Source organism: Chryseobacterium paridis (assembly GCF_016595215.1).
GTDB classification, from domain to species: Bacteria; Bacteroidota; Bacteroidia; order Flavobacteriales; family Weeksellaceae; genus Chryseobacterium; species Chryseobacterium paridis.
Window position 1 is genome coordinate 201,335 of sequence record NZ_JAENHK010000007.1, and the last position, 14,317, is coordinate 215,651.

Annotated in this window: 13 protein-coding genes; 8 read left to right on the forward strand and 5 right to left on the reverse strand. The window is 34.5% G+C overall.

The annotated features are described in order from the left end of the window. Window positions 1-70: 70 nt before the first annotated feature. The 7 genes from JHL15_RS07845 (at window position 71) to JHL15_RS07875 (ending at window position 6,900) form a co-directional block, all read left to right on the forward strand. A complete protein-coding gene (locus JHL15_RS07845) occupies window positions 71-634 on the forward strand; it encodes a transporter (protein WP_089029498.1) in 564 nt (187 codons plus the stop codon). A 115-nt stretch (window positions 635-749) separates the two neighbouring features. Next, complete coding sequence (locus tag JHL15_RS07850; protein WP_200244792.1) at window positions 750-1,796, forward strand: glucokinase; 1,047 nt, start codon at window positions 750-752, stop codon at window positions 1,794-1,796. Window positions 1,797-1,945: 149 nt separating this feature from the next. Continuing rightward, entirely contained in the window at window positions 1,946-2,512 is a 567-nt protein-coding gene (locus JHL15_RS07855; RefSeq protein ID WP_200244793.1) for a YceI family protein, read from the forward strand. Between the two features lie 78 nt (window positions 2,513-2,590). After that, a complete protein-coding gene (locus JHL15_RS07860) occupies window positions 2,591-3,217 on the forward strand; it encodes a YceI family protein (RefSeq protein WP_089029501.1) in 627 nt (208 codons plus the stop codon). A 73-nt stretch (window positions 3,218-3,290) separates the two neighbouring features. Further along, window positions 3,291-3,932, forward strand: a complete 642-nt coding sequence (locus tag JHL15_RS07865) for an alpha/beta hydrolase (RefSeq protein WP_200244794.1) — start codon at window positions 3,291-3,293, stop codon at window positions 3,930-3,932. Window positions 3,933-4,039: 107 nt separating this feature from the next. Then, window positions 4,040-5,386 (forward strand): ammonium transporter, encoded by a 1,347-nt coding sequence (locus JHL15_RS07870; protein WP_200244795.1) that lies wholly within the window; start codon window positions 4,040-4,042, stop codon window positions 5,384-5,386. A gap of 95 nt (window positions 5,387-5,481) precedes the next feature. Beyond that, a complete protein-coding gene (locus JHL15_RS07875; RefSeq protein WP_200244802.1) occupies window positions 5,482-6,900 on the forward strand; it encodes an L-serine ammonia-lyase in 1,419 nt (472 codons plus the stop codon). 1,524 nt (window positions 6,901-8,424) lie between these two features. Here the strand turns inward: JHL15_RS07875 and JHL15_RS07880 are convergent. Next, window positions 8,425-9,270 (reverse strand): prephenate dehydrogenase, encoded by an 846-nt coding sequence (locus JHL15_RS07880; RefSeq protein ID WP_200244804.1) that lies wholly within the window; start codon window positions 9,268-9,270, stop codon window positions 8,425-8,427. Between the two features lie 254 nt (window positions 9,271-9,524). Here JHL15_RS07880 and JHL15_RS07885 point away from each other — a divergent pair, with 254 nt between their 5' ends. Further along, entirely contained in the window at window positions 9,525-9,857 is a 333-nt protein-coding gene (locus JHL15_RS07885; protein ID WP_200244806.1) for a hypothetical protein, read from the forward strand. 108 nt (window positions 9,858-9,965) lie between these two features. On the opposite strand, the gene JHL15_RS07890 is transcribed toward JHL15_RS07885, so the two are convergent. The 4 genes from JHL15_RS07890 to JHL15_RS07905 form a co-directional block, all read right to left on the reverse strand. Beyond that, window positions 9,966-12,245, reverse strand: a complete 2,280-nt coding sequence (locus tag JHL15_RS07890) for a cation:proton antiporter (protein WP_234047714.1) — start codon at window positions 12,243-12,245, stop codon at window positions 9,966-9,968. Window positions 12,246-12,344: 99 nt separating this feature from the next. Continuing rightward, window positions 12,345-12,734 carry a hypothetical protein gene (locus JHL15_RS07895; protein ID WP_200244807.1) on the reverse strand — a complete coding sequence of 130 codons (390 nt, stop codon included), beginning with the start codon at window positions 12,732-12,734 and terminating at the stop codon, window positions 12,345-12,347. A 109-nt stretch (window positions 12,735-12,843) separates the two neighbouring features. Continuing rightward, window positions 12,844-13,554 carry a LytR/AlgR family response regulator transcription factor gene (locus JHL15_RS07900; protein ID WP_200244808.1) on the reverse strand — a complete coding sequence of 237 codons (711 nt, stop codon included), beginning with the start codon at window positions 13,552-13,554 and terminating at the stop codon, window positions 12,844-12,846. Continuing rightward, the gene (locus tag JHL15_RS07905; protein WP_200244809.1) at window positions 13,532-14,302 is read right to left on the reverse strand and encodes a histidine kinase; all 771 of its coding nucleotides are present in this window, start codon (window positions 14,300-14,302) and stop codon (window positions 13,532-13,534) included. Before JHL15_RS07905 ends, JHL15_RS07900 begins: the two co-directional genes overlap by 23 nt. Window positions 14,303-14,317: the final 15 nt, after the last annotated feature.

The window sequence follows — 14,317 nt, forward strand, 5'->3', positions numbered from 1 at the left end:
CGATGAAAAAGTGCCTGCTTGGCATGATTTTTACATCATACAGAATAGTAAAATTTAAAGATCAGAAATTATGAAAATGTTTAAACAAGCAGTTTTATTGGCTGGAATTTTAACAGCAGGTGTAGCAAGTGCACAGAGCGTACAGATGAACAATATGCTTAAAGTAGGAGCTAACGTTGGATTAGCTGTTCCATCTGATAATCTTTCTGCGGCTGTAGGAGTAGATGTAGCTTATCAAAATCTGATTACTCCGGGATTCGGATTAGGTATCGCAACGGGTTATTCCCATTATTTTGGAAAAGAAAACAATGGATATAAAAATAATGATGTAGGGGTAATTCCTGTAGCAGCATTAATCAGAATTTATCCTAAACAAACAGGTTTCTATTTTGGAACTGACTTAGGTTATGGATTCTTGGTAGGAGATGATAAAGTAGCTTCAAATACTTTGGTTGACAGACCAAGTGGAGGTTTTTATATCAAACCGGAAATCGGATACCATAACAAAGACTGGAATTTCTTCGTACAATATCAGAAGGTATTTACTGGAAGTAAAGGTGATTTAGTAAATCAGGACTACAATGTGGGTAACATTGGTGTCGGATTTTCTTACAATATTGCACTAGGAAAGTAGTTAGATTTATATATAAACAATTATTAGCCAAAACCTTTTCATCTTTTTGAAAAGGTTTTTTATTACCCTACAGGATTTCCGAAAACTATTATTATATTTGATAAAATTTGTGATTATGAACTTAAATCCAAAATTTCCCCTTTATTTACCGGGCGTAAAAGACAGTAATAATAATGATGTCTCTATCATTGGGGCAAACTTGCGTGAAGATGTTACTACATTAGGTTACTATATGTCTGGTAACGGAGGGCTCGATATAAAACTACAAACCAGCTATCCTACAAAAGAATTTTCTTCTTTCTCGGAAATCCTGAAAAAATTTATTCAGGAAAATCAGCTAAGTAATGTAAAGCGTTTAGGAATAGCGGTTCCAGGACCGGTTCTTAACGGGAAAAGTAGTCCTGTCAGAATAGGATGGAATTTCGATGTTGAAGAATTTAAAAATGAATTCGGATTCGAAATGGTAGGGATGATTAATGATTTGGAGGCTTCTGCTTATGGAATGGGGCTTTTAGAAGATAGCGATTTAGATCCTATTTATACCAGCGGACACCTGGAAAAAGGAAATGTTGCTATTCTTGCACCTGGAAATGGGTTGGGAGAAGCAGGGTATTTCTTTGATGGGAAATATTTGAGACCTTTTGCAACAGAAGGAGGGCACTCTGAATTTTCACCGAGAACCAACGTTGAAGTAGAGTTCTATCAGTTCCTGAATAACATCTATGGAATTGTAAGTTGGGAGAATGTTCTTTCTAAAACAGGACTCTTTAATATTTACAGATTTTTAAGAGACGTTAAAAGACATCCGGAGCCTGAATGGTTAGCCGATCGTCTTGCTAACGGTAACTTTTCAAAGGAAATTTACAGAGCAGCTGTAGAAGATGATGTATTGATCTGTAAAATTGCTTTGGATACTTTCCTTGAGTTTCTTGCAAGAGAAGCCAATAACCTTACATTGAAACTTAAAGCTACTGGAGGTTTGCTGATTTCAGGAGACATTCCTCAGATGCTGAATGATTATATGGATAAAGGTAAATTCTATGAAAAATTTAAGATAAGTGATAAAATGGAGGATATGCTAAGAAACATTCCGATCTATCTGATCAAGAATAATCTTACAGGCCTTCATGGCGCCGCACTCTATACAGCTTATTATCAATAACAAATATCAACTCCGGAAATTCCGGAGTTTTTTTATGCCTGATATTATTCATGAAAATAATTGATTTTATTGATGTACATCAATAAAATCTATCAAATAAGATAGCTACATTTGTGTCGTTAAATAAACAATTAAATAACTTTATTTCAATGAAAAAAATATTATTACTAGCAGTATTGGCTAGCGGTTTAGTTTTCGGTCAGTCAAAAAAAGTAGTAGCATCTGATGTTCACTGGTGGGGATACAAAGTAGCAAAATCTGAGGCAAGTTCTCACGATGGTACTGTAAAAGTAAAGTCTGGAAACCTTGTAATGAAAGGGAATGACCTTGTAGGTGGATCTTTCGTTCTTGATATGACTTCTATTACATCTACAGACCTTTCCGGAGAATATCAGACAAAATTAAACGGTCACTTGAAAAACGGAGATTTCTTCGAAGTTGAGAAATATCCTACAGCTGCTTTTAAAATCACTTCTGTAAAGAAAAACGATGATAAGGTATATAACTCTTTAGTAACCGGAGATCTTACTGTAAAAGGAAAAACAAACAGTATTTCCTTCCCTGCAAAAATCGCATACAGCAAAGGAGTTGCAAGTTTAGTATCTAACAAGTTCTCTTTCGACAGACAGAAATTTGATGTTGCTTACAAATCAACTATGCAAGACGTTTTTGTGAAAGATGATATCGATATGCTTGTAAAAGTGACTGCTAAATAATTTAATCAAAAAAAGATTGTTAAAAGTGTAGAAGTTCTACACTTTTTTTTATTTTTGTTGAATTGTAAATAAAAAAGAATGAAAAGACTACTATTGTTTGCTATGATGTGTATAAGCATATCATTTGTTTCTGCTCAGAGAAAATTTGATAAGGTTTCTAAAGTGACTTCTTCCGAGATCAGATGGTGGGGATATAAGGTTGTAAAAACCGTGGCTTCATCACATTCCGGTACAGTAAAACTGAAAAGTGGGAAGTTCAATTTTGATAAAACGGTTTTGGTAGATGGTGAATTCACAATTGACATGAGAAGTCTAATGGCAGGAGATGTTTCTGATGAAGATCAGATTAAGCTAACAAACGACCTTAAGAGCACTAATTTCTTTGAAGTTAAAAAGTTTCCGATTGCGATCTTCCACTTAACTAAGATTATTCCTTTGGCAAACAGTGAGTACAATTCAACAGTATATGGTGATGTTACGATAAAAGGGGTTAGAAAAACAATTACTTTCCCTGCTAATGTATATGTTACTCAATTTACAGTAGTCGTAGAGTCTGCTAAATTCTCATTGAACAGAAGAGACTTCAAAGTATTCTACCAGTCTTCATTGAAAGATTACTTCATTAAGGATGAAATGGATATTCAGTTCAAAGTTTCTACAGAAAAGTTAGATAACGATAACAGGGTTCCTGTAAAGAAAAAATAAAAGGGACTACTTTTAACAATAAATTAGATATGGATAACTTTAAATAGTTATCCATATTTTTTATTTTAGCATTATGAAAATCTATATAGTAAGCGGACTTGGCGCAGATTTTAAAGTATTAGAGAAGTTGCAGTTTCCTGCACATCTCGAAGTGGTATTTATAGATTGGCTCATTCCGGGACTGAAGGAAAGTTTCCCCCAGTATATTGAAAGGATGTCTGCTAAAATTGATGATTCAGAACCGTTTTATCTTTTGGGATATTCTTTTGGAGGAATCATGGTGCAGGAAATTAATAAAATAAAACCGGCTGCAAAGGTCGTGATCCTGGGAAGCATAAAGTCTGATAAAGAAAAATCGAAATTAATAAAGGCGGGACAGATTACCGGAATTCCCAAAATGTTACCGACTCGTTTTTTTAATGAGAAGAGTGCTACAGCCTATTCTGTTATGAGAAAATTCTTTGATCCAAAGAATCCGAAGGTTTTACAATATTTCAGAGTGAAAGATCCTTATTATCTGAAATGGTCTATAGAACAGATTTCTGATTGGAGATTTGAAGAAAACCCTGATGTGATTCAGATATTGGGGGATAGGGATATCGTATTTCCTTTGAAAAACTCAAAGCCTGATTATATTATTAAAGGTGGCACCCATCTTTTTCCAGCCACAAAACATAAAGAAGTTTCCAGAATTCTGGATGAAATATTTTCGTAAAATATACATTATTATAATTTTTGATTAAAAATTTATGGGTATTTTGTTTTGAAAGTATGTTTTTATAAAATTTATATCTATTTTTGATAGGGTTAAAATTAAATTTTATGAAAATAGGATTGAAGTGGATGGTCTCCTTTACTATAATTTCAATAGTTGCCATTGGTGGTTTATTCTGGACTCCCACAACTGATTTACCTAATTCTGGTGAGTTTTTAAGTGAAGACAAAATTATAGGAGCTGACGTCGCATGGATTTTAGCAGCGGCAGGTCTTGTGTTGTTAATGACTCCCGGACTGTCATTTTTCTATGGTGGAATGGTAGGTAAGAAGAATGTAATTTCCACGATGCTGCAAAGCTTTATTGCCTTAGGAGTTATTTCTATCTTGTGGGTTGTAGTTGGTTTTTCTCTATCATTCGGTGATTCTCTCGGTTTTGAAATAAATGGTGAGCATTACGGATTGATTGGTAATCCTTTGAGTTATCCTTTTTTCAATCATGTAGGTGTTTTGCCTCATAAGACAATGGCTTCTACCATCCCCTTTATTTTATTTGCTCTTTTTCAAATGAAATTTGCCGTTATTACTCCCGCATTGATTACCGGTTCTTTTGCAGAAAGGGTTCGGTTTATTTCTTATTTGTTATTCATGGTACTTTTCAGTATCTGTATTTATACTCCTCTTTGTCATATGGTGTGGCATCCCGACGGTCTTTTAAACAAATACTTTGGGGTGAAAGATTTTGCTGGCGGAACAGTAGTGCATATGAGTGCGGGATTTGCGGCTCTTGCCGGAGCGATGGTTGTTGGAAACAGAAAAAATCCACACCATGAACCGTCTAATATTCCTTTTGTTCTTTTGGGAACGGGTATGCTTTGGTTTGGATGGTTCGGCTTCAATGCTGGATCTGCTCTGGGAGCTAATGCTACTGCGGCCACAGCTTTTGGAACCACTACGATTGCCTCAGCCTCTGCAATGATGAGCTGGATATTTTTTGACCGTATCAACGGAAGAAGTGTATCGGCATTAGGAGCCTGTATTGGTGCAGTCGTAGGATTGGTTGCCATTACTCCGGGATGCGGATTTGTTTCTATTCCGGAAAGCTTATTTATCGGGTTCATTTCAGCTATTGTTTCTAATATACTAATGAATTGGAAAAAGCTGAAGAAAATTGATGATACACTGGATGTTTTTGCCTGCCACGGAGTAGGAGGAATTATGGGAATGATATTGACTGCTATTTTTGCACATGGTGAAAAGGCAAGTCTTTTACACGGTGGAGTTGAGGTTTTTGCTCATCATATGATCGCCTTAATTTTAGTCTCTCTATTTGCTTTCTTCGGATCTTTGATTTTGTACAAACTGACCAATAAAATCATCACTTTAAGAGTGTCAGAAGAGTCAGAAAATATAGGCTTGGATATGTCGCAGCATGAAGAAAGTCTGAAGTGGTAGCACTTGTTTAAATATTTATTCAATCCTAATATTAAGAGAAGCATAATAACGATTTATCATGTATCTTTGTTATGAGGAAAAATGATGAATCTTTTATGGAATCAATATCAGTATTTGAAATTATTAAAGTAGGGATCGGTCCCTCCAGTTCGCACACAATGGGGCCTTGGAATGCAGCTTCTGCATTTATTAGAATTATAAAAAGGGAAAGATCCATCGCAGAGGTGAAGGAAGTTTTCCTGGAATTTTTCGGTTCATTAGCTAAAACGGGAATTGGGCACGGTACAGATATTGCCGGAATGCTTGGGTTGAATGGTGAAGATTTTAAAACGATCAACACTTCAAAAATTGATGAAAAAATTGAGAAAATAAAAAAAGATCAAATCATTAACCTGGGTGGAGAAAAAGAAATTCCTTTTATCTACGGATATCATTTGGTTTTAAATATGCAAAAATCACTTGATTTTCATCCCAATGGAATGATTTTCAGAGCTGTATTTGAAGATGGTACCGAGCTTGTTCAGGACTTTTATTCTGTAGGAGGTGGGTTCATTGCAAGCCAGGAGAAAAATTCTATAGAGAAGCAATGTGTCAGAACATTGTACCCTTGTCATCACGGGTCGGATATTGTAAAATATTGCGAAAAGTTAGGATTCAAAAAGTTTTCAGATCTGATCCTGATCAATGAAGAAAGCTGGAGAACTCAGGAAGAAACCAGACAGGAAGCACTGAACATCTGGAACCAGATTAAAGAGTGTATCTATAAAGGTGTTAATAAAGAGGGAATTCTGCCTGGAGGCTTAAATGTTACCAGGAGAGCAGCCGGAATCAACAGAAAACTTTTAGGAGATAAAATTTATAAAAATATCGATGAATGGTTTCAGCAGGTGGTTGATGCCGAAGAAAACTTTACCAATATCAATAAATGGATCGCATGTTTTGCCTTGGCTGTAAATGAAGAGAATGCGAGTTTTGGAAGAATCATTACTGCTCCTACAAACGGAGCAAGTGGTGTTATTCCTGCCGTTTTAATGTATGCTCAGGCTTTCACTCCTTTTACAAGCGAAGATGATATTGTAAGATTCTTATTGGTTGCCGGAGAAATCGGGACCTTGTTTAAAAAGAATGCTACCATTTCCGCTGCAATGGGTGGATGTCAGGCTGAGGTAGGTGTTTCTTCTGCAATGGCAGCGGCTGGTCTTACTGAGATTTTAGGTGGAAGTGTAGGTCAGGTACTCATGGCAGCTGAAATAGCAATGGAGCATCATTTAGGTTTAACCTGTGACCCTATCAAAGGATTAGTACAGATCCCATGTATTGAAAGAAATACAATGGGTGCTATGAAAGCCATTACAGCAGCGAATATCGCTCTTGAAAGTGATCCTACAAAAGCAAGAGTGACACTTGATGAGGTTATTCAGACCATGTGGGAAACAGCACAATCGATGAGTGACCGTTTTAAGGAAACTTCTGAAGGGGGATTGGCTATTGCGGTGAATGTTCCGGAGTGCTAGAAATGATGATATGATCTTGTTGATTTTTTAACCACAAAAGTCACAAAAGCTTTAAAACACTTTGTCATTGCGAACGAATGTGAAGCAATCTCAGTTTACAACATTAATTATAAAAATTTTTAAACACTTAAGTATTTTAAGTACCAAAATACGGTATAAGAAATACACTTAAGTTTCTAAAAAATCTTTGATTTTTGTTGATCATTTTAATTTTCCATCCTTGTCATTCTGAATGAAGCGAAAGCGAAGTGAAGAATCTCAATATAGCAGACTACGTAAGTTTTAAAACACTTTAGAACACGTAAGAAAGTTTATAGTATTACTGCATAATGAAGAGCACATAAGCTTCTTAAAAATCTTTGATTTTTATTTAATGTAACCTTTATAAGCGAAGCAATTCTTTGCCATCTTAATATCATACAGTGGTATTATAAAATCTTTGCGTCTGAAAATTAATTGTAAAGACGTGCTTAATTCGTTAGAGATAAATAGAGCAAATCTATATGAGTTTTTTGAACCACAAAAGTCACAAAAGTTTTTAAACACTTTGTCATTGCGAACGAATGTGAAGCAATCTCCAGTTTACGACATTAATTACAAAAATTTTAAACACTTTAGCTATTCTAAGTTTAAAATATACCGCATAAGAAGTACACATAAGCTTACAAAAAATCGTAGATTTTTATTAATGACTTAGGAACCGGAGGCGTTAAAAAAATGAATTCTGTGAACGTTAAAAAAATTCTACTGTTTGAGTGCGAGTTGAATAGTAAATAATAAACATACTTCAAATCCGCACGAGTTTTAGAATTTTTAGAGAACAGGATTTATTTTTAGCTGAGGATTCCAGTCTTGAATTTTTGTTTCTTTTGTTTTAAGACAAAAGAAAAGGTACAATCAATTTTTAAAGTAACCAAGAGATTTCTCCTTCGTCGAAATGACAGAGAAAAAAAATTCAATAAGAGGGTGCTTTATTGTTTTTGTCATTCAGAGCGAAGCGAAGAATCTCAATATAGTAAACCAAAAAGTTTTAAAACACTTTAGAACATGTAAGAAAGCTTACCATATTACTGCATAATGAAGAGCACATAAGCTTCTAGAAAATCTTTGATTTTTTATTTGATATAACTTTTATATTTGAACCACAAAAGTCACAAAAGTTTTTAAATACTTTAGTTTCTTCAAGCTTACAATTTTGAAAACAGAAAGTACACATAAGTTAAAAAAATCGAAGATTTTTTGATACCGACCTAGGAACCGGAGGCGTTAAAAAAATAAATTCTGTGAACGTTAAAAAAATTCTACTGTTTGAGTGCGGGTTGAATAGTAAATAATAAACATACTTCAAATCCGCACGAGTTTTAGAATTTTTAGAGAATAGGATTTATTTTTAGCTGAGGATTCCAGTCTTGAATTTTTGTTTCTTTTGTTTTAAGACAAAAGAAAAGGTACAATCAATTTTTAAAGTAACCAAGAGATTTCTCCTTCGTCGAAATGACAGAGAAAAAAAATTCAATAAGAGGATTACTTATCAAGTATTCCTCTTATTTTATTAGCATTGGAGATCAATTCAGTTAAATATTCATAATTCTCTTTTTCCAAAGCTGCTTTAAACTTTCGAAGTTGGGAGATATGTTCATTAAGAACATCCAAAACATTCTCTTTATTTTGCTTAAAGATCGGAACCCACATTTCCGGATGGGATTTTGCGAGCCTTACTGTACTGGAAAAACCAGAACTTGCCAATTGAAAAATGGTATCTTCCTCACGTTCTTTTTCTAAAACCGTATTGGCGAGGGCATAAGACGTAATATGAGAAATATGAGAAATGTAAGCGGTATGAACATCATGATCTTCAGCATTCATGTAGATAAGGTGCATATCGAGACCTTCTACAATTTTTTGAACAAGCTCCAGAGCGTCGGTAGCTGATTCTTCTTTATTGCAGATCACTCCGGCTTTTCCTGAGAAACTCTCAGCAATGGCAGATTTTGGGCCACTATTTTCCGTACCCCACATTGGGTGAAATGCAACAAATCGGGATCTTTTTGGATGATCTTTTACCCCGTTCACAATCCCCGCTTTGGTAGACCCAGCATCCATTACTGTTTGATGATCTGATACCAAATCTAAAACACCAGGCAATAGTTTTCTTGCGGAATCTACAGGAATGGCTATAATGACAAGGTCGGAATTTTTAATTCCATACTCCAGATCTACCTTAGCATCAATGATTTTTAAGCTTAATGCCTCATCAAGGTGCCTGCTGCTGTTATCAATTCCGTATATAAAATCTGCAATTCCTTTTTCTCTTAGTTTTAAAGCAATGGATCCCCCAATGAGTCCGACACCAATAATACTTATTTTCATCTTTTTTAATTTTAAAATAAAAAACCCCGTCCGAGGACGAGGTTGTATATCATATATAAGAATCTCTATCCCAGTTCTGAGTTAAACATTCTATAGTAATATGTTCCGTTATTTGTAATCACGAAGCGAAGGTATAAAATATTTTTGAAATGATAAATATGATTTTTGTCTAAAGTAACAAAATGATAAATTTTTTGCAGATGATACTTTATTTATTCATAATTTAACCTTCAAATACAGGCAATAGTACCATTATGGAAACCAGTAAGATGATCAATCAATTGAATTTTTTATTTGAAAGGTTAGACTTTAAAACAATATCAACTTTAGATAATAAAGATTTTAGAATACTAGCGCATAGTTTCTTCATAGAGATCAACAAACTTAGAGATGAAGGCTTAACTTTAAATGAAGATTTTAGGAAATTTATCAATGATAAGCATATTGAATATGATCATGATGATTATGGTGGTGATTCAATTTATGAAGAGAGGATGCAACATATTCTCCGTGAATTAACAGAGTTCTGCTCACCTCCATGGTTTTGGAATACTCCATTTGATGAATATCTAGCTCATAAATGGTAATAGAAATCTAATTTCATTTACGAATTTCAGTAAAACCAACAAAAAAAGACCAGCTTAGAGCTGGTCTTTTATACTTATATAAATCCAAACAAGTATCGATCAAACAAATTATGGATTAGATATTATAAGAGCAGAAGGAATATCAGATAACCATATACTTTTGGTATCGATCAATCCTTTCCAGCTTTTACTGCTGATGAGCATAAGATCCTGGGAATTTAAAAACTCCTTTTCGATCTTTTTCTCATTATATAGGGTGATGTGATTAGGGGCTACCTGTTCGATGCTTCTGATGAGCTCTTTTACTTCGATATTATTGCGGATCTGTCCAGCGACATCCAGAATAATGATCTGGGAGTTGTTATTGTTGATCAGCCTTTTGGCATATTCTAACAAATAGAAATCGCTAAGGTTGAAGATCGGTACAAATACTTTATCTGCACTCTTGAAGTCTTTTTCTACAAGAACTCCTACAGGGATATTGGTTTTATCTAAAATCTGTAAGGTAAAGTCGTCGAAAGGAGAATTGTTGAAAATATAACCTTTTCCTTTTACCGTATTCAATAATTTTTCAGGATTGATAATTTTTGTGGTAAAACCTAATAGTCTGCCCAGTAAACTTCCTTCATACATAGATTTTCCAAGCATGATGAGAAGAAGATCGTAATTTCCTTTATTAGAAATATTGGTAAGATCATTTTCAATATCCGTAGAAGCTTTGAAAAGAGTAGTTACTTCCAGTTGAAGATCGTGAGAAGTTTCGATGACATTTTTAAATTGTTCATTCTCATATTCATTGATTTCATACGCATGCATTTCATCGACCGGAGCAATATTCATGGCAGTTATGCTTTTATTCCCGTTCATTTTATTGGTAAAATCATGAGCAAGCTTCAGTAAAGTACTTCCTGATTCAGGATTATCAAATGAAAGCAAAACACGGTATTTGGAACCACTATGATCCTGTATAGTGTCCTCTTCTTTTTTAGATTTGAAAATATAATTAATAAAATCAAGTGCCGGGCCTGTCATAAAAGTAGTGAATAAAGCCATAATAACCAGCATTGCAAAGATCTCAGGGCCTAATACACCAAGGTCATATCCAATATTCAATACAATCAATTCCATTAATCCTCTTGTATTCATCAATGCTCCGATTGTTAGACTCTCTTTCCAGTTGATTCCGAGGAATTTGGCTGTTAAAGCACTTCCAGCAAATTTACCGGCAGTCGCAATAAGGATAATAAATCCGGCTGTCATCCACAGATGTCCGTCATTTAATAAGCCAATTTGTGTACGAAGTCCAGTAAATACGAAGAACAACGGCAGTAATAAAACCAATGCAACGTCTTCAACTTTATCGATAAAAAGTGTTCGGAATTTAGCATTCTCAGGCATGATCGCACCAGCCATAAATGCTCCGAATAAAGCATGGATCCCAATTACTTCTGTAACGTATGCAGAAAGGATAAGAGTCAAAAAGAAGATAGCAACCATTGGCTTATTAATGGTATTTTTACCAGCCTGTAAATCTCCGATTCTTTTAAGGAAAGGTCTTACGATTTTGATCATGAAAAATACATAACCAATAGCCATTAAAATCACATAGATAGAACTGGCAAATGAACCTGCTTTTACAATAGCGATCACAGCAGCAAGAATACACCAGGCAGTAATATCATCTGCTGCTGCGCAGGTGATAACAATTGTTCCTAGTTTAGTTTTCTGAAGGTTTCTTTCCTGAACAATCCTTGCCAATACCGGGAAGGCCGTAATACTCATCGAAATAGCAATGAATAAAGCAAAAGAGGTAAACTGTATACCATCAGGTGCAAATTCCTGGTAGATATAATAGGAAAGGCCAATACCCAAAGCAAATGGAATAATAATACTAGCGTGACTGATCACTACCGCATCATGGGCTTTTTTTCTCAAAACACTCAAATCAAGCTCCATCCCAACGATATACATGAAGAGAATCAATCCTATCTGACTCAGGAATTGTAGGTTCCCTAACGATTCTTTTGGAAAAAGAAATGATGAGAATTCAGGAAAATACATTCCTAATAGGGAAGGCCCCAGAACAATACCGGCAATCATTTCTCCGATCACTGTCGGTTGTTTTATTTTCATGCAAATCCATCCGAATAATCTGGCAACCAAAATAATGGTAACAATCTGAGCCAGTAATAAAGCTAATGGGTGATGGAGGTTTGTTTTAAAGGATTCCACAAAGCTTTCCCAGGTAGATCCTGTACTTGTTTTCACAACAATATTTTCTCCCACTTCTAATGTCTGCCCTTCAATAATGAAGAAATACATCAGGCAAGAGAAAACAGCAATCGTGACTATATAAAAAATTATATTTCTGTATTTCCCCAAATTCATAGTACCGTTATTTTAGTGTAAATTTCTAAAGAATATATGGATGGTAGATATTTTTTTTCGCAAAATGTAATAAATACCATAAATAATGTAATGAAAGTTTTATTTTAAAGAATAGCCTAATCCAATACCTACTCTCCAGTTTCCATTTTGTGTGGAAGTCTTGGTGTTATAGTAGACAGGAACTTGAAGGGCAATCTTTTTATAAACAAAAGTAAGGCCTGCTCCCAACGTCGGCATAATAGCACTGTTTCTGGTTCCCTCGGATTTGTCTTCTTTTATTCTTAGGGATGGAAGCATTCCCAGAATGAATTTTGTGTTGTGATAGGTGAGGTTAATATTAGGCCCTGTAAAGTTGATGAACGCCCCATGATCTACATATCCGACTACTGCCACTCCGTCAAAAAATGCAGCTTTTACTTTTGGAGTTGATTCCTGAGCAAGACAAAAGCCAGATATGAGAAGTCCGCAAGCATAAAAAAATCCTTTCATTATCAAATCATTTAATCAGGTACAAAAATACGGTGACTAAATATTTTAAATCGGGGATGTGTAATGAAACAGGTGAATTTTGGAATGAAAACCAAATCCTTTGAAAGATCTACTTTCCAAACATTTCCAATAAAGAGTTTTTATAAGTATCTCCGATTTGAAGTTTGAGGAAATTTTCATCTTCTGTAAGGATGGTTGTAATAATTTCATTGGTAGAAAATACTTTGATAGAAGATAAAGCAACGATCTCTTTTTTATTGACCTGAGCGAAATCTTTAGCAGGAAGCATTTCCAAAAGATTTTTAAAATTTAGATTTTTCAAAACGATATTAGTACCATCATTGAGGATAATGTCCTTATCGCGACTATCGATCTCAGACGTTTTAATATAAGCGATCTGTTCTGTAAAAATAATGGTTTTCCCAATGTTGGTATTCCACTCTATAAAGTCTTTCTTCTGTGGAGAAGAAACAAGTTCTTTAGCTTTTTCAAAAGCCTGTATAAGCCTTTCTTTTTTAATAGGTTTTCTTACATAATCAACCACATTGAGATCGAATGCTTCAGCAGCATATTCTTTGTAGGCTGTTGTAAAAATGATCTTTTTGGAATCTGAGATTAATTCTGCAACCTGAAGTCCTGTCATTCCAGGCATTTCAATATCCAGAATACAGACATTACAATCTATTGAATTGATTTCATTGAGGAAGATCTTAGGATCATTAAATGCTTTTACCACTTCCACATTGTCGATCTGTTCGCATAGAAGTTTTAGATAGCTTATCGCCAGCAACTCATCATCAAGAATAACGCATTTTATCATAAAATTCTCCTAAATTGATTTGTAATTCTGCAGTGAAGATACCGTTTTTTGAACTTTTATGAAGCTGATAATGGGTATTGTAAATCATTTTCAGCCTCTGATCTAAAGACTGGCTTCCAAAACCACTTTTCTCTTTTTCTAAAACATTTTTTAAGGATGCTTTATTGCTAACCTTCATCGTATAAATGCCATTTTCCAATTCTAAGTAAATGGATATAAATGAATCCGGGGCTAAAAAATCCGTATGTTTAAAAGCATTTTCAATAAGATCCACAGAAATTAAAGGAGCAAAAACCTTTTCCTCAAAAATCCGATCTGTTTTGTCAATTTTAGATTTAATCCTGAAATCAAAAAGGGGATTGATCTTGATTTTATTAATTTCAATCAGGCTCAGGGCAAAAGTAAGTTCTTCTTTTGGACTTACAAATTTATTATTGCTTTCGTATAAAATATAATCCAATACATTGGCCAGCTTATCTAATGACATATACGTCTGATAGGCATGGGACTGAACCGAATTAAGAATATTCTTAAATAAGTGTGGGTTAAGCTTAGTACCAATATGTTCCAGCTGAACTTCGTTTAACCGCTGCTCAATAATCTTATTGGTTTCAGAAAGCTTGGTATTTCGTTGTCTGTATTTTTTGTTCTGCGCGAACAGATAAATACTTACTGTAAGAAAAAAGAAAATAGCAAAGACTCCAATGAATATCAGATAATCATGAATCATGTAGTAATTGCCATCCATCGTAATTTTCTTTAA